We start from the raw sequence: 23,374 nt of genomic DNA, 5'->3' as shown, positions 1-23,374 counted from the left end.
TCCCTAGCGAACATGGGTGACCACAGACCCCGTGTGAGGCGCCATCGGCTTTCGCCTTGTGCCCATCAACGCTCAGGCCTCGGCTTGTTGAGCCATTCCTGCACGCTGGGCCTTTGCCATTGAGCCTCTGCATACGTGGCCAGCCTGCCAGGCAGCGTGTCGCCCGCCAGACGCAAGCGATTCAACATCATCGCCAGATCGGTGTCGGCGATGGACCATTGCTCAAACAGCGAGGTGCGGCCGAACGGCAGAAAGCCCTGCGCGGCCGCAATGAGCTTGCGGGCAGCGGTTTGGGCCTCGGCAGACAGTGGCGGCGGTAGGCTGCGCTTCAGAAACACCACCTCCGACGAGCGCTCTTGCCGGATGGGCATGAGGTCGCTGCGCAGCCAGGCCTGAATCTCTCGGGCTTTGGCTTTGGACTGGATGTCAGCCGGGTAGAGCGCGGTGCCGGGGTAACGGTCTTCCAGGTACTCGCAAATGGCGGAGGACTCCGACAGGTGGAAGCCTTCGTCGCTGATCGTGGGCACGCGCCGTGTGGTGGACACCTCTGCATACAAGGGGTCCAACTGCTCATGCCGCCCAAGGTTCACCAGCACCGTCTCGAAAGGCAGGCGCTTTTCGCGCAGTGCCGCGAACACCGTCATGGCATAGGGCGACAGGTAGTTGGAGTCAACAAACAGCTTCATGGTGTAGCCCCTGCCGCAACGGGCAGGTTCAGTGTGCTGGGCGCCCACTCACTCAACGTCAACGTCAGCGGCGCGGCACAGGTTGCAGATGCAGTGATGTACGTGAGGATTGCGTAGCCTGAGGCATTCGTCAATCCACGGTTTCTTCAAAAGGGGCCATGTCGATGCATCACTCTGCGTGGCGAAGCAGGAGAAGAATGCGTTTGTGTATGTTGATGATTCGGCGGCGAACGCTGGCATTGCCCGACGCGAATTGATGAATGGATTGGACGTTCTTGATCTTGTCGTAAATATTGACGATGAGGTCCTCGGTCGTCTTGTCGGTCCAAGAGGCCAGGTCTGTCTTTTCGATGCCAGGGAAGTGTGGAATTCGATTGCGTTGAAGCAGGTTGAAGTTAAATCCTGTCTTGTTCAGGCGATCAAATTCCGTTGTCGCAAAGTGGGGGATGACCGTTTCCGGTGAAACACCGTCACTGATCACGCGAAAGCACAGCCGTGAATTGGCTTTCAGCTCCTCGATCAGTGCGCGCGCGTCGCCCTTGCGGTTCTTGCGGAATGCGTCAAACGACGCCATGGCCTTTGCTGCGCTAATGAATCCCTCAAGGGCTGGAAGCAGTTCGATCATGGGCGAATTCAGTGGCTGAACGAATCAGTGAGCGGGCTTCAAACCTGTGGCGTTACCCTGCGATGGGGGTGCACAGCTCGACGAGCAATCCGTCTGGGCAGCGCACGTAAGACACGATCTGGCCCCACGGCTTGGTGACCGGGGCGGCCAGCTCGGTAGCGCCTGCGGCCAGGGCCTTGGCATGGGCGCCGGCCACATCGCTGGTGACCAGTCCGATCTCAAACCCCAGGGGCTGGGCCGACGCGTGGGCCGCCACATGCCCGCCGGGGAAGTTGGCGTCGCCCAGCTCGTGTGCGGCAAAGGACAGCGTGGTCTCGCCCGTGGCCAGCTCGCCATAGGTGCCCGACTCGTGCAGGAAGCGGCGAGTCAGGCCGAAGGCCTGCTCACAAAATGCCAGTGAGTCCGCCACGTTGGGAACGTAGATGATGGTGTAGCCGAGCTTCATGGGGTCTCCTGTTGGGGTGGGTCTCAACAGATCATTTGACGACGCCACAGGCGACGCGTGCTCCCCCGCCACCCAAGGGGGCCGGGTGGTCAGAGTGGTTGTCGCCACCTGCGTGAATCATGATGGCGCGCCCAGCCAGATCGGCGGCCTTCAAACGAGGCGCCAAGACGGGCTGCGACGCATTGCCTGCGGAGTCAACGTAGAGCGGCGGAAGGTCACCCAGATGCCCGTCGCCCCACGGCTCGCCGTGCTTGTTGGTGCCGGCAGGATCAAAGTGCCCGCCTGCTGCCAGCGCCGGGACCATCTTGCCGTCTTTCTCCTTGGCATCGCAACTCGGGTTTTGATGGATGTGGAAACCATGCAGCCCGGGCGGGAGTCCGCGCAGTGAAGGCGTCAAGACCAGACCGTATTTGGAGTCAGACGCCGTGATGTTGCCGATGGCCGCGCCAACGCCCTTCTCATCCACGATGTTGACGGTGACTTGTGCGCTTGCAGAGGCCGCAGTGATTGCAAATACAGTGGCCAGCGAAAGATGCTTGATCATTTTCAATCTCCATTGACGTTGCCAAAAAACACTAGCCCATGAACGACTGGGTAGCGACGGGGGAGCGACGCGTTAAGGCGTGCCACACTCAAAGTAACCTTGCTTTTGCTCGCTGGTCGGGCACCAGGTGGCCATGTTGACCAAGTAGGAGCTGGGGCGGACCACGCGTGCTTTGCCCAGCGCATCTTCGGCCTGCGAACGCGAGACGAAAACCTTGACGCTCCGGAACGAGCCTGCGCGGCGGAAGACTTCTCCCTGGCCGATGCCCATGCGCTCAGCCGTCTTGGTGATCTCTTGTCGGGCGGATTCGAGTGTGGTGTCGCCACCGAAGACAACGCCCCAGGTGCCAGCGGGGTCCGGCGCCGCTGGGGATGGCAGCACTGTGCCGACCTGTGGCAGATAGGTCTTCTGAATCAATGCTTCTGCGGTGGCCTCAGACATGGGGACGCCAGAGAAACGGTTGATGACGTCGACCGCCCATTTACGAAGACTCTTGTTCTCCGGAGTCTGATTGAGGGCGGGGTCTTTGCTCAGGATGGCGGTCGCCAGCTCAACAAACTTCGTTTCGCTGTCGCGTTGCTTGTTGGATGCGGCAACCTGATTGCCAAGGTAGGCCACGGCCAAAGGTATGAAGATCGCTGCGGCGACCTTGCTGAAGACTTCAAGTTTTTGCCAGCCGTCCATTGCATACCCTTGTGGTTGTACGGCCTAACTTGTTTCAGGCGCTACGCGGCAACTTGCGTCGCGTGGCCTGGCACTTCAAGCTGGATATGGTAGCCCACATGACGGACGGTGTGTACCCGCTTGGCTCCCCCTGATTGGGGCCGCCAGTTGAAGCGCCCCGGGGCGCTTCAATGGGAAATATCAGCGTCCACGTTGAACTTACAGTTGGGCTGAGGCGCGAAGGCAGGGTGTTGCGCTTCGCTTGTCAACCAACGCTGGCCGCAAATGCTAGGTACGAAATTCACTCAAGGGCTTCCGAAAAAAAGTTGGCCAAGCATGCGGTAAGGCAATAGCGTAAAGACACCTGCAATGATGAGGCCCACATAAGCGCCGATCATCGATTTGCGATGTAGTTTCAAATCATGTTTTAGCGCGCCATAAATTGCAGCTGAGATGGAAATTATTGTGACGACGCTTAGCAAATGAATAAGGCTAAACCTTCCTCGGGCTTGAATTAAAAATGATCCTAGCGATGTGCTAAGCATTAGAATAACCCAAAATCGGCCGAGCCAGCGATGCACACTCGTGCCTTTGCGGCGGCCCAGTACCCATGCCCCGAGAACAACTGAAGCGCTCGCGCATGCGACATGAAACCAAATGATTGGCGGCGCAGTGTGTATGGTATGGATTTCTAGTGGCATTCGAAGCTGTTTCTAAGGCTGGGCCTAACGAACTAGTTAACTGGCGCCCATAAGGCGTATCCGAAGCGATGGGCCGTATCAGCGTCCACGTTGAACTTACAGTTAGGCTTTGGACAAGTGCTAGCATTTAGCCCGGATGAAAAGGTTGCTCATCTTCGGCTACGTCAGGAACGTGAATGGAGCTCGCGCTATACAGCTTCGATCGGCCGATTGCCCCGCTGTAGTGAAGGGCTCTCTGAAGGTAGTGAGAGGCCATTTTTACAAACGTTGCTTCGGCGCGAGGGTCAAACAAAAGGGAGTCAATAAGCTGGTGCGGGTCGACGCGGAAACGTGCAAATTTCAAACAGGGGGGAGTTGTTTGCTTTTTGAGGTAGACGACTGTGCGTACTTCTGACTCATAGTCGAAAGCGTCTCGCTTGACAAACATTGCGTCCAGCGCACGATCCGCGCTGAATTTACTTGTTAAATCTTCAGCGATCTGATCAAGTTGTTGCCTCACAAGTGGTGCCGAGTTGTATGTCACATCGCGAAGCAGGAAATTGCACGGATGTGACGCCTCTATGCGCTTGCCCGCTAGCAGTAGTTTCGCGCGAGTGGTTCTAATTCGCACGGAAGTTCTATTAGGTGAGTAGATCCGCCACATGGCATCCGAAACAGCGCGCTTGCCCCAGCACTGAGCAAATATGTGAGAAGCCTTTTTGTGCTGAAGTACCTGCTCATATGGATCTTCCCATGTGCTCGGACTTGCAAAGAAAAGCTCTCTACTTTCGAACAAGTCTACGACATGCTCGAAGGGCATGATCCGATAAAGGTAGTTGGATGTACTGCTCATCAGAGATATGCGTGTAGGCCTAACGAACTAGTTAACTGGCGCCGGAGCCCCGCAGGGGCGCAGGGCACCAACAGCGGCCAATAAAATGCCGAAGGCATGGCCGCTGTTGGCGTCCACGTTGAACTTACAGTTAGGCTGTGGCGCGGAGTGGAAGGTTTTCATAGTACCTATGCCTGCAGGTTTTGTTGTTGCACTTGCAATGTGAAAGTACGCTTGGGGTTCGTATTCAAAGTGGTTTCCCCTGCGGGGACAGAATTATGGAGCTGGTGGGTTGAGCTTTGTTGTAGCAGATAACCGCTGTATCGCCGGGCTTGTACGGTGTGAAAAGCCCTGTCGAGCAATGACCTTCAAATCGAGCACTCCCAGGCTTGGGCGTGAACTCATATCGAAGAATCATTGGCATATGCGCTTGATCGATTTCCCGGTCGATGGATATGACCTTCCCAGTAGCGCGCTCGCCGTTTTTAAGTAGATGCAGGCGTTCAAGTCTCCGTGCAAATAAGGCGGGGAGGAATGTGGCGCATGTAACTACTAGACCTGTAATAGCGAGAATTGCTTTTGCTGCATTAGTCATGGCACCTCGATTGCGGAAGCCTAACGCCCAAGTTCAGGGGCGCGCGCTTGGCGTTGCCGAAGCGTGCGCTGGTGGAGGCGTCCCCTGCAACGCCCAGTTAGGCGCTGGTTATACGAGGGAGATGACTCACGCATGAGTGCTCTTCCAGCGCTGCATCTCTTCTTCGATGAAGTGATTTACCAAGTCGGAAAACATGCGCTCAATGGCATCAGGGCTCAGGCCTTCCTGCTCAGCCCACTGGCGGCGCTTTTCAAGCATGGCTTTGAAGCGCTCGGGCGCACGAACAGAGGTGGCTGACGTTTTGAACTTTGCTGCCGCGAGGACGTATTGGTAGCGTTTGCCGATGAGGCTGACAACAGCCCTATCAAGCAAGTCGATTTCGGCACGGATGTCGTCCATTCCCGCGCATTGCTCTGGCGATAGCCTGTTTTCGATTTGCATCCCTGTTCCTTATGTGTGCGCGCCTAACGCCCAAGTTCAGGGGCGCGCGCTTGGCGTGGCCGAAGCGTGCGCTGGTGGGGGCGTCCCCTGCAACGCCCAGTTAGGCCGGTGCAAGTAGTAGGGCGCCTGCGCGGTCAGCGAGCCCGCAAACGAGGCGCTAGCCTGGTGTGCTCGATGAGCTGCTGCGGCAGCCTTTGACTTGAGTCGTTCCATCACGCCTCCCTTTGCGTATGGCGTCAGCCATGCGCTGACGAATGCCTCAATTTAACGCACGTTCAACCTGCGTGGCAGAGGCGCCAGCAGTAAGCGTCCGACCAAGGCCCAACTGGGCAGCGCACGACTGGTCAGCTAGAGCTTGATTTCATACAAGCGATCCTGGACGTCCTGCACGTTGAAGGCATTGGGATCGAGGGGGCGCCCGATCCAAGCGGTCATGTTGTCATGCTCCGGATGCGTCGGGTCGGCGATGGCCTGCAAGAAGTCAGCATAGCCAGGGGCGCCACCCACGTCCTCAGGTGGGCAGGCTCCAGCGCCTGCCAGGCACATGGGGAACTGCAGCTTGAGCTCGGCGGGCATGGTGTCGACCCGCTCGACCTTGATCCTGTGAGTCCAGTTGTCGCCGAAGTCATATGTCCAGTTGAACGTGGCGCTGTAGCCGAGTGCCTTGTTTAACGTCACCTTGGATTCGTCGTCCAGCGACTCATCGGGCCAATCTGGATCCGGCACGCCATATCTGCCTTCGGCGAACTCAAACTCATGCAGATGCCCGCCGTCCCACCCCATGGCACGCAGCAAAACCACATGAAGCTTGGGCAGGCGGATGCTCGATGGCACCAACACGCGCCGCCAGACCTTGGGGCGCACGCCTTGCAACTCGACCTTGAGTTGCAGCACTTTGATGTTTCTGGTGGGTGACCCCACGAGCTTGAGTGAGGGCCTGTTCGATGAGGTGACCATGGCCCACATTGTGCCGATGGTCCGCTCGCTCATGCCGCCTGGCGTTGTTCAGGTGTGGCTTGCTGCGGCGGGCACAGCCGCCACGGCAGCAGCTCATCAACGCGATTGATCGGATGATCGGCAATGCGTGTCAGCACCTGGTGCAAGTAGGCATACGGATCGATCCCATGCAGCTTGGCCGTGCCCAGCAGCGTGTAGACGATGGCGGCTCGCTCGCCACCCGCATCCGAGCCCAGATGCAGGTAGTTCTTGCGCCCGATGGCCACGCCGCGCAGTGATCGCTCGGCGATGTTGTTGTGCGCCTCCATGAGACCATCGTCCACGAAGCGCGTGAGTGCCCGCCAGTGGCTCAGGCTGTAGCCGATGGCCAGTGCCATCGGTGACTTGGCAGACAGCTTTGCCTGCGTCTCGATGAGCCATGTGTGCAAGTCTGCCAGGATGGGCGCGGTGCGTTGCTGTCGCTGCCTTCGTCGCTCATCAGGTGGTTCTCCCTGGATGTCAGCTTCGATGGCGAACACTCGGGCGATGCGCAGCAGGGCCTGGTGGGCCAAGGTGCCAGGCTGCTGGTGCTGCTGCATGTGTACGTCGTAGAACTTGCGCCGGGCATGGGCCCAGCAGCCGGCCTCGATGATCTCGCCGCTGTCAAACAGCCGGTCGTAGCCCGCGAAGGCGTCTGCCTGCACGATGCCCTTGAAGCCGGCCAAGTGACGCCTGGGATGCTCGCCTTTGCGATTGGGGGAGTATTGGAACCATACAGCCTGTGGCCTGGCGTCACCGCTGGCGCGGTCGTCGCGCACATAGGTCCACAATCGCCCAGTGCGTGCCTGTTGACCCTGGCCACCCAGAACCCGGATCGGCGTGTCGTCGGTGTGGATCTTGGCGGCGGCCAGCACATGACGGCCGATGGCTTGCGCCAAGGGGCTGAGCAACGCAGCCGCTGCCCCCACCCAGTCAGCCAGGGTCGAGCGCTCCAGATCCACACCCTGACGGGCATAGATCTGCGAGAGGCGATACAGCGGAGTGTGATCGGCATACTTGCTCACCAGCACATGGGCCAGCAGGCCGGCGCCGGCCATGCCACGATCGAGCGGACGGCTGGGCGCACTGGCTTGTACGATGCTGTCGCACGCCGGGCAGGCCAGGCGGGGCCGCACATGGCGGATGACCTTGAACTGACCGGGCAGGTAGTCGAGCACTTCACTGACGTCTTGGCCAATGGGGCGCAGCGCGTCCAGGCAGGCGCCGCAAGCGCAGCCCGCATCGGGCGTGTGCACCACGATCTCGCGTGGCAGATGGGCTGGCAAGTCGCGCAGGCCTTGGCGGCTTTTGCGTGAGCGCTTGCGGTTGTTGGCACCACCTTCAGGCTCGTCGTTGGCCGCTGGTGGCTCCACCGTTGTCGCGGGTGCCAACAGTTCCATCTGTGCGGCCACATCGAGTTGCTCGCTGCTGCGGCCAAAGTGCATGCGGCGCAGGTAGGCGATCTCGGTCTTGAGCTTGTCAATCAGCAGCTTGGCATGGGCCAGTTCCTGGCGGCTGTCGCGCAACTGGCGAGACAGCTCGCAGTGGTCATGCGGGTGCGGATCGTGTGGCATGACGATACTGTGCCCAAGCGACAGTGATCACGCCACAGGAGATGCGATGTCAACCAGATTCAGGTTGCACGTTCTGGTCGCCAGGTGCGCTCTGGCATGCGCCAGTCGATGCCCTCCAACAGCATCGACAACTGCGCCGGGCTCAGGCTGACCTTGCCGCCATCGGCCTGCGGCCACACGAAGCGGCCCTTCTCCAGGCGCTTGCTCAGCAGGCAAAGGCCTTGTCCATCCCACCACAGCAACTTGATGATGTCACCTCGCCGGCCACGGAAGACGAAGACATGGCCGCCGAACGGGTCTTGCAGCAAGATCTCTTGTGCCACAGCAGCCAGACCATCGAAGCCCTTGCGCATGTCGGTGTGGCCTGCAGCCAGCCAGACGCGGGTGCCAGCAGGCAATCCGATCATGGCAGTGAGCGCAGCACTTGCAGAATGCTGCGCAGATCCTGCGCGGCAAAGCCAGGCGGCAGGCACAGGGTGGCGCCATGGATGTTCAGTTCGATGGGCTGCGTGGCTGCTGGCTGTGCAGGTGGTGCATCGGGCTCTATCATCACCGGCAACAGCACTGGCGCACGGGCCATGGGCGCAGGCCCTGGCGGCAGCCACTTGCGAATCACGTTGGCGTTGATGCCATGGCTCAGGGCAATCGCCGACACCGATGCGCCGGGCATCAGGCATTGCGCCGCCACCTCGGCCTTGAACTGTTTGCTGTACGTCCGCCGCTTGCGTACACCCACAACGCCTGTCTTGGCGTCTGAGTCTTGTTTTGCGATCGCGTCCACCATCTTCTCCATAGTGGACGCGATCTTCACGCTGCCATCACGCCTTGGCTAGAGGGTGGCCGTCGGACGCTTACCGCCAGCACACCAACTTGAGGGCATGAGCCGGTGTGTCGCTGCCGCCGAGGAGGCGGCTCGTGTGGCCTTCGCACGCGGCGTGTTCCGCGAGGGCCTAACTACCAAGGTAACCGGCGCCGGAGCCCGTCAGGGCGGAGGGCACAACCAAGGGCCATGAAAATGCCGAAGGCATGGCCCTTGGTTGCGTCCGCGTTGACCTGACAGTTAGGCTGGGGCGCGCAGTGGACGGTTTTCATAGTACGTCTGACGGCTTTTTTGGGTGTTGTGCTTCACGTGCCAACCCATGAGTTCAAGCCTCAGCGCACGTACTGTCGAATGCTCATGAAGCGCAGGCTCTTCGGATGTGGGCTCGAACGCCCTCTGCTGTGTTGAAAGGCGCTGGGCCCACAAAGGTCAGGACTTCATCGATAGCCTCGTCCAAGATGGCGTGGTGGTCGGGGGTGGCAGAAACGAGCGAGTAGACCCCATTACGGACCACGAACAGGCCGCGCTTGTTCGGAATAGAGAACCTGGGCTCAAGCGGGTCACCACGGTCATTCCAAAACAGCCAGACTGCAGCTTCAACGTCTATGCCTTCGCAGCAGGCAATTGCCTCTGCCTCGCTCGAGAAGGTCATGAGAGTGCGCTCTTCTGTTTCAACGGCGAAGATCATGAGGCCTAACGAACTAGTTAACTGGCGCCCATAAGGCGTATCCGAAGCGATGGGATGTATCAGCGTCCATGTTGAACTTACAGTTAGGCACCGCACTAGCTTTGGTAATGACTGACCGAGGTGATGCGATTCTTGTTGTTGTAGCAGATATGGAGGTAGTCCATGTCAATGCGAGCGCCGCTGCACATACCTAAAGGATAGATAACGCAATTTTTGCGATCCGCGACGTCGCTCTTTCCGAGCATCTGTTCAACCAGTGGGCGGGGAGTGCCCGTTAGCAGATGGTTACGTTGAAGATCACGGAACATTCCGCCTCTCGGGCATGAGATATCCAGCATGCAGAGTTTTCCTTCACATTGGTCTGCTTTTTCCCATTCAACCGTGGTGAAGGTCGTTCCCATGAATGGCAGTTCATGAAATACAAATTTTGTGATGCCTTTGCCAAAGAAGACAATGATGACAATAGTTATCAAAATGGCGATGAATAGCCACTTTCCAGCCTTGAGTAGTGCTTCAAACATAGTGCCTAACGAGCGAGTTAACTGGCGCCGGAGCCCCGCAGGGGCGCATGGCACCAACAGCGGCCATAAAAATGCCGAAGGCATGGCCGCTGTTGGCGTCCACGTTGAACGCCCAGTTAGGGCTGTATTTGGGATTTTAGAGTAGGCTTTCTATTTTCGAGGACAAGATATTCAGTGCAAAAGTTATTATTCCGGCTAATGCGAGTTTGATATATGCGAAGGGCTTCGCCTTTTCCGCTTCGCTTATGAGCTTCTCATCGCCCTTGTTTAGCTTAAGGTATGAAATTTCCGGGAACCCGTCGATCGCTTGCTCTATGAAGCCCCCCGTTAGCCCCGTGAGTCTAATTATTGCGTAAGATGCACCTATGTATATGGCGATGAAGCGAGCCATTAAGCTCTGATCTGAGGTTTCGGCAAGAAATGACGCGGCTGTTTGTGTTGCAAAAAATGAAAGCAATATTGCCGCTAGAATTTGAAGCGTACTTGGTATCCATACTGAAAATCTTTGTAGCCTGCGAAGAATTTTCGACTTTGGATTGCATTTGCAGCCATTGACCCACTCATCAAATGCCTCTAGAAAACCTCTGGCTACTACATAATCTGCGTATTCAACTGTAATTTCTGCAACGGTCCCTCCCATGAAGCTAAATATTCTTCCTCGCATGAAGGGTGGAGCTTCTTCTTCGAGTTGCTTTAGAGCTGCCACCCTTGAGGTGAGGCGAATATTTACGACGTACTCTTGCGGATGATCAAGGCCTGCTGGAATAATTGAAAAGTTATATTTTAGAACTACGCTAATTGTTGGGCTTGACGTGTTTCCGTTGTAGGCTCTAAAGCGCTCGAAAGAGGTGAATTGCTCTTTTCGTTCTTTATCATGAAAAACTGTAGCCGTAGCATTTTTTGCGACGATATTGTGTACGTCGCAAAGTTGACTAATTTTGTGATGAATTTGCTCTAGCTCTGAGAAATCAATTAATAAGTTGTCTGTGTAGCGTTTTCTTATTTGTTCAGTTCTCCCTGTGACTTGATGGTAAATCGCTTGATAGATTTTTAGTGGAACCTGGGGCTGTGACTCTCCTACGTTAACTACTCGACGATTGTCTTGATCCCTGTGGTCTATTACTGCGGTCATATTTATTTTTCAGTATTAATAGTTGCTGGAATTGATGGCATAGGCCCTAACGAATTAGTTAACTGGCGCCGGAGCCCGAAGGGCGTAGGGCACCAACAGCGGCCATTAAAATGCCGAAGGCATGGCCGCTGTTGGCGTCCACGTTGAACTTACGGTTAGGCTTCGGCGCGAAGGCACGATGTTGCACTTCACGCGTAAATCTACGTTTGCTCAATGGCAGGCCAAAGCTATTTTAGCCGCAAAGCTTCCCTTTCTTTATTAATGGATTCTCTCATGGCTGGGGTGCAGATCTCAGCGGAAATTTTTTGAGACTGTAATATGCGCATTGGATCGGTTGTGTTGTTTGATTCTTTGTCTTCGAAGTATATCGCCAAGTCTGCATAATGCAGAATCTGGCGAGTGACAACCCATCTGTAATGAGCGTATATCGAACTAGATGCTATGAGGTCGAAGTTGTCTGCCGTGTTTTCAATTGGCGCGCCAATATTCTCTCTGTTTAGGCCGTTGAGTATCTCGTATTCGTTTGCTAGAAGGTATATATCTGGGTCAATTGAGGGGCTTGCCTGTATTCGATTGCTTGGGTTAAAAGCCCACGCCTCCTGGATGTAGCTTGACGTGTTATCGTTCTTTTTGACGTGGACCGCTAGGCCGCCTCCCAACGAAACGCCAGTCGCAATAATTGGAGTTTTGCTGGCTAATGGGTGCTGTCGCACTTTCTCGACGTATGATCGTGCGTCATCAAATTGGACTGGGGTAATCCAGAAATTATGAAAAATGTAGTCTCGCCATTGATTGGAGCCGGCGAATGATATTATGGTTTTGGACGCAGTTCCATCTTTTTTGTAAAGGATGAAGGTCATGGCCTCGAATCCGTTAACCTTGCTCTCTCTTAGCTCACGGATCTCTTGAAGTTCCTTGGGGGGAGAAAAATAGAACTCTGACTCCTTTCCGTTTTGCTGGAGGGGTATAACTGCTGCGACTGCATATATGTAGCCATCTTTGGATAGCCTTAGTTTTTTGCGAACATCATTTCCAATTGATTTGTAGTTTTGGTATTCTTTCACTGTGTCCAAATATCGCGCATCGCACCATGCTCGACCTTCCAGTTTTCCCCAACTCCTCGGAAACATCCCACACCCCGCAAGCGCGGATAGCAAGGTTAATGTAGTTAAGCATCTTATTGATTTTCTCATAATCCCTCCTTGTTTGATGGTGCGGATAATCCGATATGTTGAATTTATGGTTTAATTGAATCAGGGCGCGGCAATTTATTTTTTATTAAAGCCTAACGAACTAGTTAACTGGCGCCGGAGCCCCGCAGGGGCGCAGGGCACCAACAGCGGCCAATAAAATGCCGAAGGCATGGCCGCTGTTGGCGTCCACGTTGAACGCACAGTTAGGCGCTGGTGGCCGCAGGCAAGGTGTTGCCTTTTGTTTGGCTGTAAGGATTGCATGTGATTCACCATGTTGGCGCTACTTGCCGCCTATGTGATTTTCCTGGCACGCAACGTTGAGCGCGGTGGCTGAAAGGTATGAGCCGCACTTCTCGCAACGAGAAGGAAATGGGTGAAGACCACGAGCTGTAGTTACTTCGCCGCCGGATGCGAACCGCGAAGAGCCCGTTGGGGTTGCTCCGCAATTGGGGCACTTGTATCGCAAAGCTGCAAAGGTTGTAGCGGCGATTGATCCAATGACGAAGAGAGTGACAAAAAGATCCTTCGTTTGCGAATCACCGAGCGCCATGGCATCCAGCAACGCCGGTAGGCCAAAGAATACCAATGGGACGATTGCTGCGCACAACCAAAGAAGTTGCTGTCGCTTTGCGAACGCTTTGACATGCGCGTGCTGGCGTGCACGTACAACTGCATCGGCTAGATCGATTTTTGGAATTCGCTTCATCGGTGCTTTTGATGGCCTAACGAACTAGTTAACTGGCGCCGGAGCCCCGCAGGGGCGCAGGGTACCAACAGCGGCCAATAAAATGCCGAAGGCATGGCCGCTGTTGGCGTCCACGTTGAACGTACAGTTAGGTTTTTGACCATTGGCACGCCCGGGAAACACACGACGGCTGAGGTTGAGGTGAGGGCGGGCCACGGTGGATGCTGAAAGCTGCTGCCAGGATTCCAGAGAGTGTGACAGGCGCACCAGCTTGGTGGAAGCACCCAAACCGGTGATAGGCGATTGAGACATGACGCCGCGCCCGGTGAACGAACTGGCTGCTAGTAAAACGCCAAACCTCAAGATGCGCGCAACTGGCTGAGTGAGCACGGAAGCGGCGTTGGCGAACATCAGTGTTCCCGCGTGGGAGTGGCGCAGCAAGGTGCGCAAACCTTGCCAAGCAAAGAACGCAACTGCGGCATGACAAATGATTCCCGCGTGCTGGATGTATGAGCTTGCACCGATTTCGACATTTGCCAGAGCCTTTGTAACGAGTTACCTGGGCGTGTGTTTAAACAGGACCTAACGAACTAGTTAACTGGCGCCCATAAGGCGTATCCGAAGCGATGGGCCGTATCAGCGGCCACGTTGAACTTACAGTTAGGCTGTGGCGCGGAGAGGCAGACGTTGAGCATGCAGCAACAATTTTCTGAGGAGACACTCATTGTTTACTCACATGTTTGTTGATTTCGGATTGCTGGATTTGCATATGCACAGTCGGTAACGATATAGAGCGTGACCTAGATAAAATGCAATGATGCTCACGACCGTGAAGCCGAAATTAAACGGAGAGGAGCCTTCGAAAAGGTGGAAGGCTACCCAAGCAACCAAGACGCAAACAAAAAGCAGGACTCCCTCGTTAAAGGCTTTGCCAACGTTGCTGGACAATGATGTGCCGCAATGGGGGCATTCAAATTGCCTGCGCACCAAGTGCATACCAATGCGCTCGCCACAATCAGGACACTTTGCACTACTAACTGTTGGTAAATATGTAGGGATGTCCACGGCGTTTCGGATGTTGGGGCCTAACGAACTAGTTAACTGGCGCCCATAAGGCGTATCCGAAGCGATGGGCCGCATCAGCGTCCATGTTGAACTTACAGTTAGGTTGCTGCGGCCTTGACTTACTCGACAATTTCAGCGCCCCAACCATCGTAAACTGCCTTGTGCTTGAGCGCGAGCTTCTCAAAGGTGCTTGAAAGCCCTGCAACTGATTGGTGGCTAAGGGCCATTTCTTTCTTCCCGACGACCTGAAAGTTTTGATTTGAATCGTCTGGCGGATAGATTTCTACATCGAAACCCAATTCCACAAGTGCGTCTGCGATTGCCTCAGCGCTGGATTCGTTTAAGGTTTCAAAGGCAAAGTCGGGAAGGTGCGGTTTTCTCAGATCAGCCCCCAACTCAGCCATTTTCAGTAAAACGGATGAATCAGCATCATTCACTGCGCGTAGGCTTTCAATGATTTCGATCGGTGTGGGCATGAGTAGAGCGACCTAACGAACTAGTTAACTGGCGCCCATAAGGCGTATCCGAAGCGATGGGCCGTATCAGCGTCCACGTTGAACTTACAGTTAGGCTGAGGAGCGAAGGCTGAGCCTTGGAACACAAGACACATATGGGCTAGTTGATGGCGTACCACGACTCTCCAATGATCGCATTGGCTAAATTCCGGAGAGTGTGACAGATGAACCTGCCTGGGTGAATCACCCAAACCGGGGCTGAGCGATGTCGAGTGGCTGAAGGACCTTGTGAACGTGCTGCGCAAATGCGGCAATTAGGTATTGGTCTTTTTGCCCGTGATTGCGGACGCGATGAGTTCAATAGCCGTGGATAACGCAAAGGCGCCTGCAGCCGCCTTTGGAGAGCCGGAAAATAGAAGTACCGCAGCGATAGTAACTAGCACTAGTGCGATGAGATGAACGATCTTCACGGGTGCCTCGCGGATGGTTTGCCTAACGAACTAGTTAACTGGCGCCCATAAGGCGTATCCGAAGCGATGGGCCGTATCAGCGTCCACGTTGAACTTACAGTTAGGCTGAGGCGCGAAGTAGAGGGCGAGGAGCACACGGAGACCTGCCCGTGGTTCGATGAACAGCAGTGTTGCATAGACGCTCCCTTGAGTGTTTGCAGCCAGTTTGCCAGACGCCTTGGCTTGGTGGAAGACCACCGAGCTTGTTCTACCCAAAGGCCGATGGCGTACAGCACTTTGGGTGCCTCAGTAGAAGAAATCGTGAATCAGAGTGAGTGAGCCAAACAGAAGGAAAAACAGAGCAAACGCAAGTCGCCAAGCAAGCTTTGAGAAGTTGTCTTTGGCGGACAACCACTCGCTAAATGCACTCGCTCGTTTGTTTCGAGAAGCAAGCCAATGTGCGCCCACTGCTAGCAGGCCAACAACCGTAAACCCGAAAATTTTGAATAAGTTTGGGCCGTGTTCATTGGTGGAGTCAAACATGGTTTTCTTAAAGGGGGGCCTAACGAACTAGTTAACTGGCGCCGGAGCCCCGCAGGGGCGCAGGGCACCAACAGCGGCCAATAAAATGCCGAAGGCATGGCCGCTGTTGGCGTCCACGTTGAACCTACAGTTAGGCTGGGGAGCGTAGCCACGGTGCTGCAAGCGCATATTGTTGACTGGTTTAGTTCGGAGTTCTCTCATGCTTCAATACGCGCCAAAAAAGCTTTGTGGACCAAGCGGTTGTGCTGATATGAAGAAGCCCGAGGACAAAATACATTCGATCAGCAAAGTCACGTGCACGCTCATAAGACTCCATTTGACTTTCACTGGCATCCTGTGCTGGCCAAAGCGGATCAAGCGAAGCAAATATGGCAACGAAGCCAATAGTGGTTATCAGTGCTGGTACTGCGGCAATTGCAAAACGTCGGGTAAGATGCCACGCCTGATAAGAGCCTTTATATATGCATGATCTGAGGACGATCACCGCTGAGGTGAATGCCCAGATGCCTAGTATGGCGTATGTGCCGAAGACGAGAATGATCAAGAGAGTCGCCACAGCGAGAAGAGCCTAACGAACTAGTTAACTGGCGCCGGAGCCCCGCAGGGGCGCAGGGCACCAACAGCGGCCAATAAAATGCCGAAGGCATGGCCGCTGTTGGCGTCCACGTTGAACTTACAGTTAGGCAGTGGCGCGGAGTGGAAGGTTTTCATAGTACCTATGCCTGCAGGTTAGCGTGTTGCAATTGCTATGTGAGGCTACGCTCTCATTTTTCGGCGCGATGAGTACTTGCATGCTTCACGACCTGACCAACTGACTTGGCCCCAGGTGCGTAGGCGGCCATGGCTGCGCCGACAGCAACAAGGAATACAGCAGTTGCTGTGAACGGCAAGACCGTTCGGTGGAAAGCACTGGAGAGCCAGTGCTGTGGATCTTGCCCGCGCAGGTGGCGGAACAGGACATAGGAGAGTGCTCCGTCAACCATGACTTCGGCGAACAACAATGGAGCTATGTATACAACGTACAGTGAGGCGACTGCGATGCCAATGGCCAGTGCGATTGCAATCAGAGGTATGGCTAGTTCGTCGGCGTCCGCAGCGGCCCCGACAGTTTCACGTATGGCCCCTAACGGCGAAGAGTCAGTTCCTTCCACGGGAAGAATCGATCCATCGAACGTGCCAGAGGCGCCCCCGCCACCAAAGTCGCCTCCACCGCTGCTGTTGAATTCAGGCGCACAACCTGTTTGATTCGGGCGGGGAATCAAGTCAGTGATGTCCGGTGCATCTACGTAGTCTTCCGCATTCGTTCTAAGCCATAGCCAGATTAGAAATAGGAAGAATAGATAGGCGAATGCTAGTGCCAGCGGATACCGCAACACCATTGAGTCCACACCAAAATGCAGCATAGTGAATGATGCAAGCAGCCCAAATCCACCCGTGAGAGAAACGAGTAGGGTCATCTGGATGCGGGGGAAGGATTCTCGAACGAGGCGATTCTTTACGCGCTGAATTGCTAGCGCGCGGCTGTTTGCGATTTTTGAGTGAGGCACGACTTTCATGAATGACGCCTAACGCCCAAGTTAACCGGCGCCGGAGGCCGGAGGCCGCAGGGCACCAACACTGGCCAATAAAATGGCGAAGCCTTGGCCAGTGTTGGCGTCCGCGTTGAACGCCCAGTTAGGCGACACCAATTTTTGCATGCAGGGTGGCTTTGATTGACGGCCATTCGGTGGCTGTGATGCTGTACATGACCGAGTTCCGAATGAATCCATCGCGCATCACCATATGGCTGCGCAGAATACCTTCTTCCTTCGCGCCGATTCGTTGAATGGCATTTCGGGATTTGGCGTTTCTCTCATCAGTGAGCAGCTCTACTCGATTGCACCCCAGCGACTCGAACGCATGACAAAGCATGAGGTACTTCGCTTCGGTGTTGACGTGGGTTCGTTGGCTGGCGGCCGCGAGGAAGGTAAAACCAATTTCGAGCCGACGGTGAGCGGATTCAATACAGCGAAAGCGCGTGCTGCCTGCAACTTGGCCAGATTGTCGGTCTACTGTGGCGAACGCCAACTCCGTTCCCGCGTGGAAGGCTGTTTCAGCAGCATCTAGGAAGTTTGGCAAGTGGTCAGGGTGCGGTACGAAAGTGACCGGTATTTCCCATAGCTTTCCATCTTCGATGGCGAGCCTGAGGCCAGGCAGATGTCGCTGTTCGAGCGGTTCTAGCCGAACACGATGCCCTTCTAAGGTGACTTTTTCGATATGCACTATCGTTCCCTGCGGATGTTTTGTGTTGCCTAACGCCCTGGTTAACCGGCGCCGTAGCACGAAGTGCGGAGGGTACCGACATAGGCCATGAAAATGGCGAAGCCATGGCCTATGTTGGCGTCCGCGTTGAACCCACAGTTAGGCTGGGGCGCGTAGTGGAAGAGGTAGCGAGTTGACATGGCCTGTATTGGGTCAATTGGCTATGCTGCACGCTTGAGCCACTTTGAGCCAGCGATGTTGCAAAGGCAGATCTGATACCACGCGATTACGCTCAAAATCGCACTTGAGAGCCCGAGCAGCTTGATTGCAGTTCCTGGTTCAGGCGCAGTAGCTGTTGCGATCGCGGCGACCGATGCAAGCCCGAAGATGACCGAAAACGAGTTCCTCAGCTTAGGACTAAGCCATCGGAAAATGAACCAGAAGTCATTTCTTGCCCAATTGCCGTATTTGCCACCCAGGCTCGCCCTATACGCTAGAACGACAAGCAATATGGTGAAAAGCGGAAGGCCGTAACCAATGCCAGACGAAATTTCCAGCGCAAACGATACGAGTTTTGATGTTCCGTCCAACCAAGACCAGCAGCCAAGAAGGCCGCCGAGCGCAATAGGTTTGATATGGAAAAGTCGCTTCATATGTGGTTTCCTTAGGCAGAGCTATGAGACGGCTAAGGCTCATTTATAACTCGCTGCATGAAGGAAGCAAGCCTATCGAGTCGGCGTTTGGGTAGAGCCTAACGCCCAAGTTCAGGGGCGCGCGCTTGGCGAGGCCGAAGCGCGCAGTGGTGGAGGCGTCCCCTGCAACGCCCAGTTAGGCCGATGGTGACATGCGGCTGATTTGGCATGAAACCCCTGTGTGTTGATTGCTGGGCTGACGCCAGCTTGAATGCAAGCATGCCACGAGACCTTGCGCGAACCAAGAAGCGCATGCCTGGTTGTTTGTAGCCACCGAGGAGGTGGCTCGCTTGGCCTGTGCAAGCGGCGCATTTACGCGAGGGCCTAACTACCAAGGCAAGCGTCCGCTTGACCGCACAGTTAGGCACTGAGTGTTGGGCTTTGGTGCCGGGAGAGGACGGTTGCCAAGCCGGCAGCACTGAGCAGGGGTGGAAGAGCAAACCAAAAGAAGGACGTTAACGAAATGGTGGCTTTAGCAAAAGATCCCAGCATTAGAGCCGTGAAGCAATGTGCGACCACACTTGCGATGCAAACGTAGATAACAAGACGTGGGCCCAAGACTTTCGGCTGTAGGAGAGCATGCGATACCCCTGCGCTAAAGGCGGCAAGGACGCCATAGGGAAAGGAAAATAGGAGGCAGGTCGCGATAATTAATGGCAGGAATTCCCAGCCAAGCGGCTCGTATAGGTATGCGCCGGCTGCCACCACGAGCCCCCCAATTGGTGGCCCAACAAGCGTATACAGCGCAATAATTTTCCAACGGCTCATGATGTTGGTGCCTAACGAACTAGTTAACTGGCGCCGGAGCCCCGCAGGGGCGCAGGGCACCAACAGCGGCCAATAAAATGCCGAAGGCATGGCCGCTGTTGGCGTCCACGTTGAACGCCCAGTTAGGCCACGGCGCGTAGGAGAGGGCGTGGAGATGCATAAACCTTAGGGGTGTTGCACTTGGTACTTGAGTCTATGCTGGTGCACTAAGCTACTGCACGGCAAGTTGCAATCAAGTCAATGCGCATCACTGCTTCCACTTGCCACCTTGAGCTAAGCAGCTTTCCTTCGTTTCAGCCAGTTCTTTGGCGTCCCGTTTGTAATAGTAGCTAGTCATAGGTTGGCCAAAAAATCCCAAGCATGAAGCTGTTGCTTTGGGTGGGCACGACGGCAAGTACGTTGTTTTTGGAGAGGGGCCGCCAAAGGCCTTTGCCAAGTTCTCAGATGTCTGAGCAAGGGATTGGCAAACGGATTTGAACCGATCATCCGGAACCCCCGAGTTTTCGAGGCAATCCTTTGCAGGCGTGGTCTTTCCGAAGACGACGATATCACCCTCTATCAAGCATGCCTTGTCCGCCGCGAGGGCTCCAATGCTGGTGGCACTGGTAAGTATGATTGCAGCAAATTTGATGACTTTACTATTATCGAGCATGAGGCTTCCCAGAGTTGAATTTAATAGATGCCAGATGCGAATCTAAAGGCCTAACGCCCAAGTTCAGGGGCGCCCGCTCGGCGAGGCCGAAGCGTGCGCTGGTGGAGGCGTCCCCTGCAACGCCCAGTTAGGCGCAGCGGCTTTGCCAGACAAGGGATGTGCGATGCCGCCGTCGCCGTATGTGCCGAGCACTTGTGCGATGACCACCTGGTAGCCGCTGAGCCAGCGAGCTTGGTTCTGCTTGGCTTGGATGTGAGAAGGGTGCTTCATGAGAGCTTGCAGCGCCTCCATCGACTCCCAGTAGTACACATTGGAGATAAGGCCGGTCTCGTGGTTCTCCCAGGCTTCCTCGCCGAGGTAGCCTGGGATGGATTTGGCGACTTGAGCGATGACGCTGTCCAGGGCGTGGAACTCGTCGTCGTACTGGCCCTTGGCGAAGGTGAACGTAGAGGTGTACATGCGTGTGAGATGGGGGCGCCTAACTGTCAAGGTAACCGGCGCCGGAGCCCGCCAGGGCGGAGGGTACAAGCAAGGGCCATGAAAATGCCGAAGGCATGGCCCTTGGTTGCGTCCGCGTTGACCTAACAGTTAGGCTGGGGCGCGGAGTGGAAGGTTTGTGCATTACGACTACCTGAAAACTGGGGGTTGCACTTCAAGTGTCAATCCGCGCTCATTGAGTTTTACCAAGGACTGGCTGGCTCTTGCGAAATGAGTCGCTCGCCTCGCTGTCCCAAGGAAAGTGGCCGTTCCTAGATGGCCACACGATTTGTTGGACTGGAAAAGACTCGCCTTCGTAGTACCAAATGCCATAGCCGACGTGTTTCTGATACTGCGCATGGGGTACTTCCACGAAGACACACGGATAGCCTTTTAGCAGATCCTCTGTGGGTTTGCTTAGATCAAGCGCCTTGCCGGCCTGAGCTGCGCTCACAACAATGTTGAGGATAGCGTGAGCAGATCCGGCGGAGATACCGTAGATTAGCAATTCCGGGTGCTTAAGTGTGTGGAAGAGTCCCACCGTATAAGAAAAGGCAGGAAGATCATCTTCTGCTGATACATGTACACAATGCCAACCGTACTTGGCAATATCATCAAGCAGCTTTTTGTCACCGCTGTCCAATGGTTCTGTTCGTGGCATAAGTCGACAGGCGTAACTGGGGTTCAGGGCTTTTTCGCAAAGAGCTGCGCGCGGTTTTGATCGTCACCGTAGAGGGTTTTATTTATTTTGGTATGGTGTATAGCTTCGGGTAGTAAATAGCGCCAGTAGATGAAGCAGAGCACCGAAAATGCTAAAAAACACAGTGATCGTTGAAAACCGTTGTCTGCCAAGAAAAAATAGATTGCTGCGGCAGCAAGGATCGGACAAAAGACCATGGCTGCAGAGGCATGGTGCGCGCGCCAATTTGAACCGCCACCACTAGACGATGCGCGGAAGGTTGCCCTGACGTCTCGACGAAAACTCATACTTTTCTCCTGAACCATAAGCCCTAACGCCCTGGTTAACCGGCGCCGGAAGCCGAAGGCTGGAGGGAACCAACATAGGCCATGAAGATGCCGAAGGCATGGCCTATGTTGGCGTCCGCGTTGAACCTACAGTTAGGCTGGGGCGCGAAGTGGAAGGTTTTAAGCGAGAGCATTGCTGTTGTACTTTTTGTGTCTATCGGCGCCGCACGGATGATATTGGCGGCACTGAACCAAAAATTTGAATTGCCCTCACGATCCATACCTGAGTGTCGAGTTATAGATCATCCACATGTCCGGCGTATCCTTGTGAAAGCGCGCAAAGCGCATTATTTCGCCGATGGTTCGTAGAGTGCAAAAGAAGAACTCTGGACTGCAACCATCGCCAAGCCCCTCGTTGCTTGGGTCGAGAGTAAAGAATTGAGATTCGATTGCCGCGAGAACATATTTACCATAGTGTTCAAGAACTGCGCCGGCTTCTTCCGAATTGTCGCGGCACCATTGTTCGATATTATTAATGGATGCAATGTCATCATCCCAGCCAGAGGTGATGACCGTGTAACCTTCAGTTTCAACCCAGACTATTTCGCCTTCCTGGTTTTTTGTGATGATCTTGTGTTCATGTGTGCAGGCCTCCGCTTGTAGAAAGCGCAAGCCGCCTATTCCTGATAATTCTTGAATTTGACGAACGGCATATTCGAACCAGCCGCCTTGGGAGACGATGCTTAGGTATCGGTTGTAAGGCTGTTTGATCACCACATCTGCAGATAATGGGATTCTTGGAATCACCTCGCCAGTTAGCAACTGACTTACCTCGGCGCCGTAACAGTTCGTTAGACACTCTTTGCGCAGTACTGCAAGCGATGAAATACGTGCTTCTGCCATTTTTAAGCTTCTGTGTTGCTTGGTTGTTCGTGTCTACTGGGGGCCCAAAAAGGCCTAACGAACTAGTTAACTGGCGCCGGAGCCCCGCAGGGGCGCAGGGCACCAACAGCGGCCAATAAAATGCCGAAGGCATGGCCGCTGTTGGCGTCCACGTTGAACTTACAGTTAGGTTTTTGACCATTGGCACGCCCTGGAAACACACGACGGCTGAGGTTGAGGTGAGGGCGGGCCACGGTGGATGCTGAAAGCTGTTGCCAGAATTCCAGAGAGTGTGACAGGCGCACCAGATTGATGGAAGCACCCAAACCGGTGATTGGCGATTGAGACATGAGGCCGCACCCGGTGAACGAACTGGCTGCCAGTAAAACGCCAAACCTCAAGATGCGCGCCGCTGACTGCGTGACCACGGAAGCGGCGTTGGCGAGCATCAGTGTTCCCGCGTGGGAGTGGCGACGCATGGTGCGCAAACCTTGCCATGCAAAGAAAGCGACCTCGGCACGACAAATGACTCGCGCGCGCTAGATGTATGAGCTTGCACAGAATTTGACATTTGGCAGAGCCTTTGCAGCGAGTTACCCGAGCGCGAGTTTAAACAGGACCTAACGAACTAGTTAACTGGCGCCCATAAGGCGTATCCGAAACGATGGGCCGTACCAGCGTCCACGTTGAACTTACAGTTAGGCTGGTGACAGATGCGAGGCTGGGTGAGCTAGCCATAGCCGTTACAGCAACTTTGTTCCAAGCGGAACATCGTGTTGAGGAACGCACAAGCTGACTTGGCCTTCGGCGTTGTGAAAGCCGGTAACGAGGCACTCTGACATGATGGGGCCAATTTGCTTAGCAGGGAAGTTGACTACGGCCACTACCAACTGGCCCATCAGTTCTTCTGGCTGATAGAGCGCAGTAATTTGAGCGCTCGACTTACTGTCACCGACCGGCGTAATGGAGCCACTTCGTGATCGGCATATTGGAGCCAGCCGATGATCGGCGTTATGGCACCAGTGCGTGATCGCCGTATTGGAGCCAGCGGCGGATCGGCGTAATGGAGCCAGTCTGCGCTGACT

Annotated in this window: 28 protein-coding genes and 1 pseudogene; all 29 read right to left on the bottom strand. The window is 55.2% G+C overall.

Going from position 1 to position 23,374, the window contains the following annotated elements; translation table 11 throughout:
* Positions 1-65 precede the first annotated feature (65 nt).
* Positions 66-686, bottom strand: a complete 621-nt coding sequence (gene yfcF, locus AC3WW4_RS12990) for a glutathione transferase (protein ID WP_488828902.1) — start codon at positions 684-686, stop codon at positions 66-68.
* A gap of 169 nt (positions 687-855) precedes the next feature.
* A complete protein-coding gene (locus AC3WW4_RS12985) occupies positions 856-1,311 on the bottom strand; it encodes a hypothetical protein (protein ID WP_488828901.1) in 456 nt (151 codons plus the stop codon).
* A 52-nt stretch (positions 1,312-1,363) separates the two neighbouring features.
* Entirely contained in the window at positions 1,364-1,756 is a 393-nt protein-coding gene (locus tag AC3WW4_RS12980) for a VOC family protein (protein WP_488828900.1), read from the bottom strand.
* 31 nt (positions 1,757-1,787) lie between these two features.
* Positions 1,788-2,300 (bottom strand): superoxide dismutase [Cu-Zn] SodC, encoded by a 513-nt coding sequence (sodC, locus tag AC3WW4_RS12975; protein ID WP_488828899.1) that lies wholly within the window; start codon positions 2,298-2,300, stop codon positions 1,788-1,790.
* A gap of 72 nt (positions 2,301-2,372) precedes the next feature.
* Positions 2,373-2,984, bottom strand: coding sequence for a hypothetical protein (locus tag AC3WW4_RS12970; protein ID WP_488828898.1), 612 nt, complete (start codon positions 2,982-2,984; stop codon positions 2,373-2,375).
* A gap of 284 nt (positions 2,985-3,268) precedes the next feature.
* Positions 3,269-3,664 (bottom strand): DUF2306 domain-containing protein, encoded by a 396-nt coding sequence (locus tag AC3WW4_RS12965; protein WP_488828897.1) that lies wholly within the window; start codon positions 3,662-3,664, stop codon positions 3,269-3,271.
* A 127-nt stretch (positions 3,665-3,791) separates the two neighbouring features.
* Positions 3,792-4,496, bottom strand: coding sequence for a DUF2971 domain-containing protein (locus tag AC3WW4_RS12960; RefSeq protein ID WP_488828896.1), 705 nt, complete (start codon positions 4,494-4,496; stop codon positions 3,792-3,794).
* Between the two features lie 700 nt (positions 4,497-5,196).
* Positions 5,197-5,511, bottom strand: a complete 315-nt coding sequence (locus tag AC3WW4_RS12955; RefSeq protein WP_488828895.1) for an isochorismate lyase — start codon at positions 5,509-5,511, stop codon at positions 5,197-5,199.
* Between the two features lie 348 nt (positions 5,512-5,859).
* On the bottom strand, positions 5,860-6,501 hold the full coding sequence (locus AC3WW4_RS12950; RefSeq protein ID WP_488826799.1) for a plasmid pRiA4b ORF-3 family protein: 642 nt from the start codon (positions 6,499-6,501) through the stop codon (positions 5,860-5,862).
* Entirely contained in the window at positions 6,498-8,060 is a 1,563-nt protein-coding gene (gene tnpC, locus AC3WW4_RS12945; protein WP_488826798.1) for an IS66 family transposase, read from the bottom strand. Before tnpC ends, AC3WW4_RS12950 begins: the two co-directional genes overlap by 4 nt.
* 59 nt (positions 8,061-8,119) lie before the next feature.
* On the bottom strand, positions 8,120-8,467 hold the full coding sequence (gene tnpB, locus AC3WW4_RS12940; protein WP_488826797.1) for an IS66 family insertion sequence element accessory protein TnpB: 348 nt from the start codon (positions 8,465-8,467) through the stop codon (positions 8,120-8,122).
* Entirely contained in the window at positions 8,464-8,871 is a 408-nt protein-coding gene (locus tag AC3WW4_RS12935; protein WP_488826795.1) for a transposase, read from the bottom strand. The genes tnpB and AC3WW4_RS12935 overlap by 4 nt, the downstream gene beginning before the upstream one ends.
* Before the next feature lie 364 nt (positions 8,872-9,235).
* Positions 9,236-9,568, bottom strand: coding sequence for a hypothetical protein (locus AC3WW4_RS12930; RefSeq protein WP_488828894.1), 333 nt, complete (start codon positions 9,566-9,568; stop codon positions 9,236-9,238).
* Between the two features lie 95 nt (positions 9,569-9,663).
* On the bottom strand, positions 9,664-10,173 hold the full coding sequence (locus AC3WW4_RS12925; protein WP_488828893.1) for a hypothetical protein: 510 nt from the start codon (positions 10,171-10,173) through the stop codon (positions 9,664-9,666).
* A gap of 52 nt (positions 10,174-10,225) precedes the next feature.
* Positions 10,226-11,221 (bottom strand): hypothetical protein, encoded by a 996-nt coding sequence (locus tag AC3WW4_RS12920; RefSeq protein WP_488828892.1) that lies wholly within the window; start codon positions 11,219-11,221, stop codon positions 10,226-10,228.
* Positions 11,222-11,448: 227 nt separating this feature from the next.
* Positions 11,449-12,285: a hypothetical protein gene (locus tag AC3WW4_RS12915; protein ID WP_488828891.1), complete on the bottom strand. Its 837-nt coding sequence runs from the start codon at positions 12,283-12,285 to the stop codon at positions 11,449-11,451.
* An 859-nt stretch (positions 12,286-13,144) separates the two neighbouring features.
* Positions 13,145-13,510, bottom strand: coding sequence for a hypothetical protein (locus tag AC3WW4_RS12910; protein WP_488828890.1), 366 nt, complete (start codon positions 13,508-13,510; stop codon positions 13,145-13,147).
* 773 nt (positions 13,511-14,283) lie between these two features.
* Entirely contained in the window at positions 14,284-14,640 is a 357-nt protein-coding gene (locus AC3WW4_RS12905) for a ribonuclease E inhibitor RraB (RefSeq protein WP_488828157.1), read from the bottom strand.
* Positions 14,641-15,374: 734 nt separating this feature from the next.
* Positions 15,375-15,611: a hypothetical protein gene (locus AC3WW4_RS12900; RefSeq protein ID WP_488828889.1), complete on the bottom strand. Its 237-nt coding sequence runs from the start codon at positions 15,609-15,611 to the stop codon at positions 15,375-15,377.
* A 764-nt stretch (positions 15,612-16,375) separates the two neighbouring features.
* Positions 16,376-17,167 carry a hypothetical protein gene (locus AC3WW4_RS12895; RefSeq protein ID WP_488828888.1) on the bottom strand — a complete coding sequence of 264 codons (792 nt, stop codon included), beginning with the start codon at positions 17,165-17,167 and terminating at the stop codon, positions 16,376-16,378.
* Between the two features lie 118 nt (positions 17,168-17,285).
* Complete coding sequence (locus AC3WW4_RS12890) at positions 17,286-17,873, bottom strand: GNAT family N-acetyltransferase (RefSeq protein ID WP_488828887.1); 588 nt, start codon at positions 17,871-17,873, stop codon at positions 17,286-17,288.
* A 200-nt stretch (positions 17,874-18,073) separates the two neighbouring features.
* Positions 18,074-18,505, bottom strand: a complete 432-nt coding sequence (locus tag AC3WW4_RS12885; RefSeq protein WP_488828886.1) for a hypothetical protein — start codon at positions 18,503-18,505, stop codon at positions 18,074-18,076.
* Positions 18,506-19,559: 1,054 nt separating this feature from the next.
* A complete protein-coding gene (locus AC3WW4_RS12880) occupies positions 19,560-19,964 on the bottom strand; it encodes a hypothetical protein (RefSeq protein WP_488828885.1) in 405 nt (134 codons plus the stop codon).
* A 63-nt stretch (positions 19,965-20,027) separates the two neighbouring features.
* Positions 20,028-20,423 (bottom strand): antibiotic biosynthesis monooxygenase family protein, encoded by a 396-nt coding sequence (locus AC3WW4_RS12875; RefSeq protein ID WP_488828884.1) that lies wholly within the window; start codon positions 20,421-20,423, stop codon positions 20,028-20,030.
* Positions 20,424-20,634: 211 nt separating this feature from the next.
* Positions 20,635-21,084: a DUF4262 domain-containing protein gene (locus AC3WW4_RS12870; RefSeq protein ID WP_488828883.1), complete on the bottom strand. Its 450-nt coding sequence runs from the start codon at positions 21,082-21,084 to the stop codon at positions 20,635-20,637.
* A 41-nt stretch (positions 21,085-21,125) separates the two neighbouring features.
* Complete coding sequence (locus AC3WW4_RS12865) at positions 21,126-21,428, bottom strand: hypothetical protein (protein ID WP_488828882.1); 303 nt, start codon at positions 21,426-21,428, stop codon at positions 21,126-21,128.
* A 249-nt stretch (positions 21,429-21,677) separates the two neighbouring features.
* The gene (locus AC3WW4_RS12860; protein ID WP_488828881.1) at positions 21,678-22,310 is read right to left on the bottom strand and encodes a hypothetical protein; all 633 of its coding nucleotides are present in this window, start codon (positions 22,308-22,310) and stop codon (positions 21,678-21,680) included.
* Positions 22,311-22,372: 62 nt separating this feature from the next.
* A complete protein-coding gene (locus AC3WW4_RS12855; protein ID WP_488828880.1) occupies positions 22,373-22,768 on the bottom strand; it encodes a hypothetical protein in 396 nt (131 codons plus the stop codon).
* A 264-nt stretch (positions 22,769-23,032) separates the two neighbouring features.
* Positions 23,033-23,245: pseudogene (locus AC3WW4_RS12850) on the bottom strand (tRNA-binding protein); the annotation flags it as partial.
* Between the last annotated feature and the right edge of the window lie 129 nt (positions 23,246-23,374).

Source organism: Aquabacterium sp. TM01, from assembly GCF_057808345.1.
Note: the sequence above shows the minus strand (reverse complement) of the source record. Positions and strands in the feature narration are given on the sequence as shown.

Coding starts and splice junctions, on each gene's coding strand:
- AC3WW4_RS12970 (WP_488828898.1), bottom strand. CDS start 2,984: ATGGACGGCTGGCAAAAACTTGAAGTCTTCAGCAAGGTCGCCGCAGCG.
- AC3WW4_RS12925 (WP_488828893.1), bottom strand. CDS start 10,173: ATGCCTTCGGCATTTTTATGGCCGCTGTTGGTGCCATGCGCCCCTGCG.
- tnpC (WP_488826798.1), bottom strand. CDS start 8,060: ATGCCACACGATCCGCACCCGCATGACCACTGCGAGCTGTCTCGCCAG.
- AC3WW4_RS12865 (WP_488828882.1), bottom strand. CDS start 21,428: ATGAGTTTTCGTCGAGACGTCAGGGCAACCTTCCGCGCATCGTCTAGT.
- AC3WW4_RS12905 (WP_488828157.1), bottom strand. CDS start 14,640: ATGCCCACACCGATCGAAATCATTGAAAGCCTACGCGCAGTGAATGAT.
- AC3WW4_RS12920 (WP_488828892.1), bottom strand. CDS start 11,221: ATGACCGCAGTAATAGACCACAGGGATCAAGACAATCGTCGAGTAGTT.
- AC3WW4_RS12955 (WP_488828895.1), bottom strand. CDS start 5,511: ATGCAAATCGAAAACAGGCTATCGCCAGAGCAATGCGCGGGAATGGAC.
- AC3WW4_RS12895 (WP_488828888.1), bottom strand. CDS start 17,167: ATGAAAGTCGTGCCTCACTCAAAAATCGCAAACAGCCGCGCGCTAGCA.
- AC3WW4_RS12965 (WP_488828897.1), bottom strand. CDS start 3,664: ATGCCACTAGAAATCCATACCATACACACTGCGCCGCCAATCATTTGG.
- AC3WW4_RS12875 (WP_488828884.1), bottom strand. CDS start 20,423: ATGTACACCTCTACGTTCACCTTCGCCAAGGGCCAGTACGACGACGAG.
- tnpB (WP_488826797.1), bottom strand. CDS start 8,467: ATGATCGGATTGCCTGCTGGCACCCGCGTCTGGCTGGCTGCAGGCCAC.
- sodC (WP_488828899.1), bottom strand. CDS start 2,300: ATGATCAAGCATCTTTCGCTGGCCACTGTATTTGCAATCACTGCGGCC.
- AC3WW4_RS12985 (WP_488828901.1), bottom strand. CDS start 1,311: ATGATCGAACTGCTTCCAGCCCTTGAGGGATTCATTAGCGCAGCAAAG.
- AC3WW4_RS12910 (WP_488828890.1), bottom strand. CDS start 13,510: ATGTTCGCCAACGCCGCTTCCGTGCTCACTCAGCCAGTTGCGCGCATC.
- AC3WW4_RS12930 (WP_488828894.1), bottom strand. CDS start 9,568: ATGATCTTCGCCGTTGAAACAGAAGAGCGCACTCTCATGACCTTCTCG.
- AC3WW4_RS12855 (WP_488828880.1), bottom strand. CDS start 22,768: ATGCGTCGCCACTCCCACGCGGGAACACTGATGCTCGCCAACGCCGCT.
- AC3WW4_RS12880 (WP_488828885.1), bottom strand. CDS start 19,964: ATGCTCGATAATAGTAAAGTCATCAAATTTGCTGCAATCATACTTACC.
- AC3WW4_RS12960 (WP_488828896.1), bottom strand. CDS start 4,496: ATGAGCAGTACATCCAACTACCTTTATCGGATCATGCCCTTCGAGCAT.
- AC3WW4_RS12980 (WP_488828900.1), bottom strand. CDS start 1,756: ATGAAGCTCGGCTACACCATCATCTACGTTCCCAACGTGGCGGACTCA.
- yfcF (WP_488828902.1), bottom strand. CDS start 686: ATGAAGCTGTTTGTTGACTCCAACTACCTGTCGCCCTATGCCATGACG.
- AC3WW4_RS12885 (WP_488828886.1), bottom strand. CDS start 18,505: ATGAAGCGACTTTTCCATATCAAACCTATTGCGCTCGGCGGCCTTCTT.
- AC3WW4_RS12900 (WP_488828889.1), bottom strand. CDS start 15,611: ATGTTTGACTCCACCAATGAACACGGCCCAAACTTATTCAAAATTTTC.
- AC3WW4_RS12950 (WP_488826799.1), bottom strand. CDS start 6,501: ATGAGCGAGCGGACCATCGGCACAATGTGGGCCATGGTCACCTCATCG.
- AC3WW4_RS12860 (WP_488828881.1), bottom strand. CDS start 22,310: ATGGCAGAAGCACGTATTTCATCGCTTGCAGTACTGCGCAAAGAGTGT.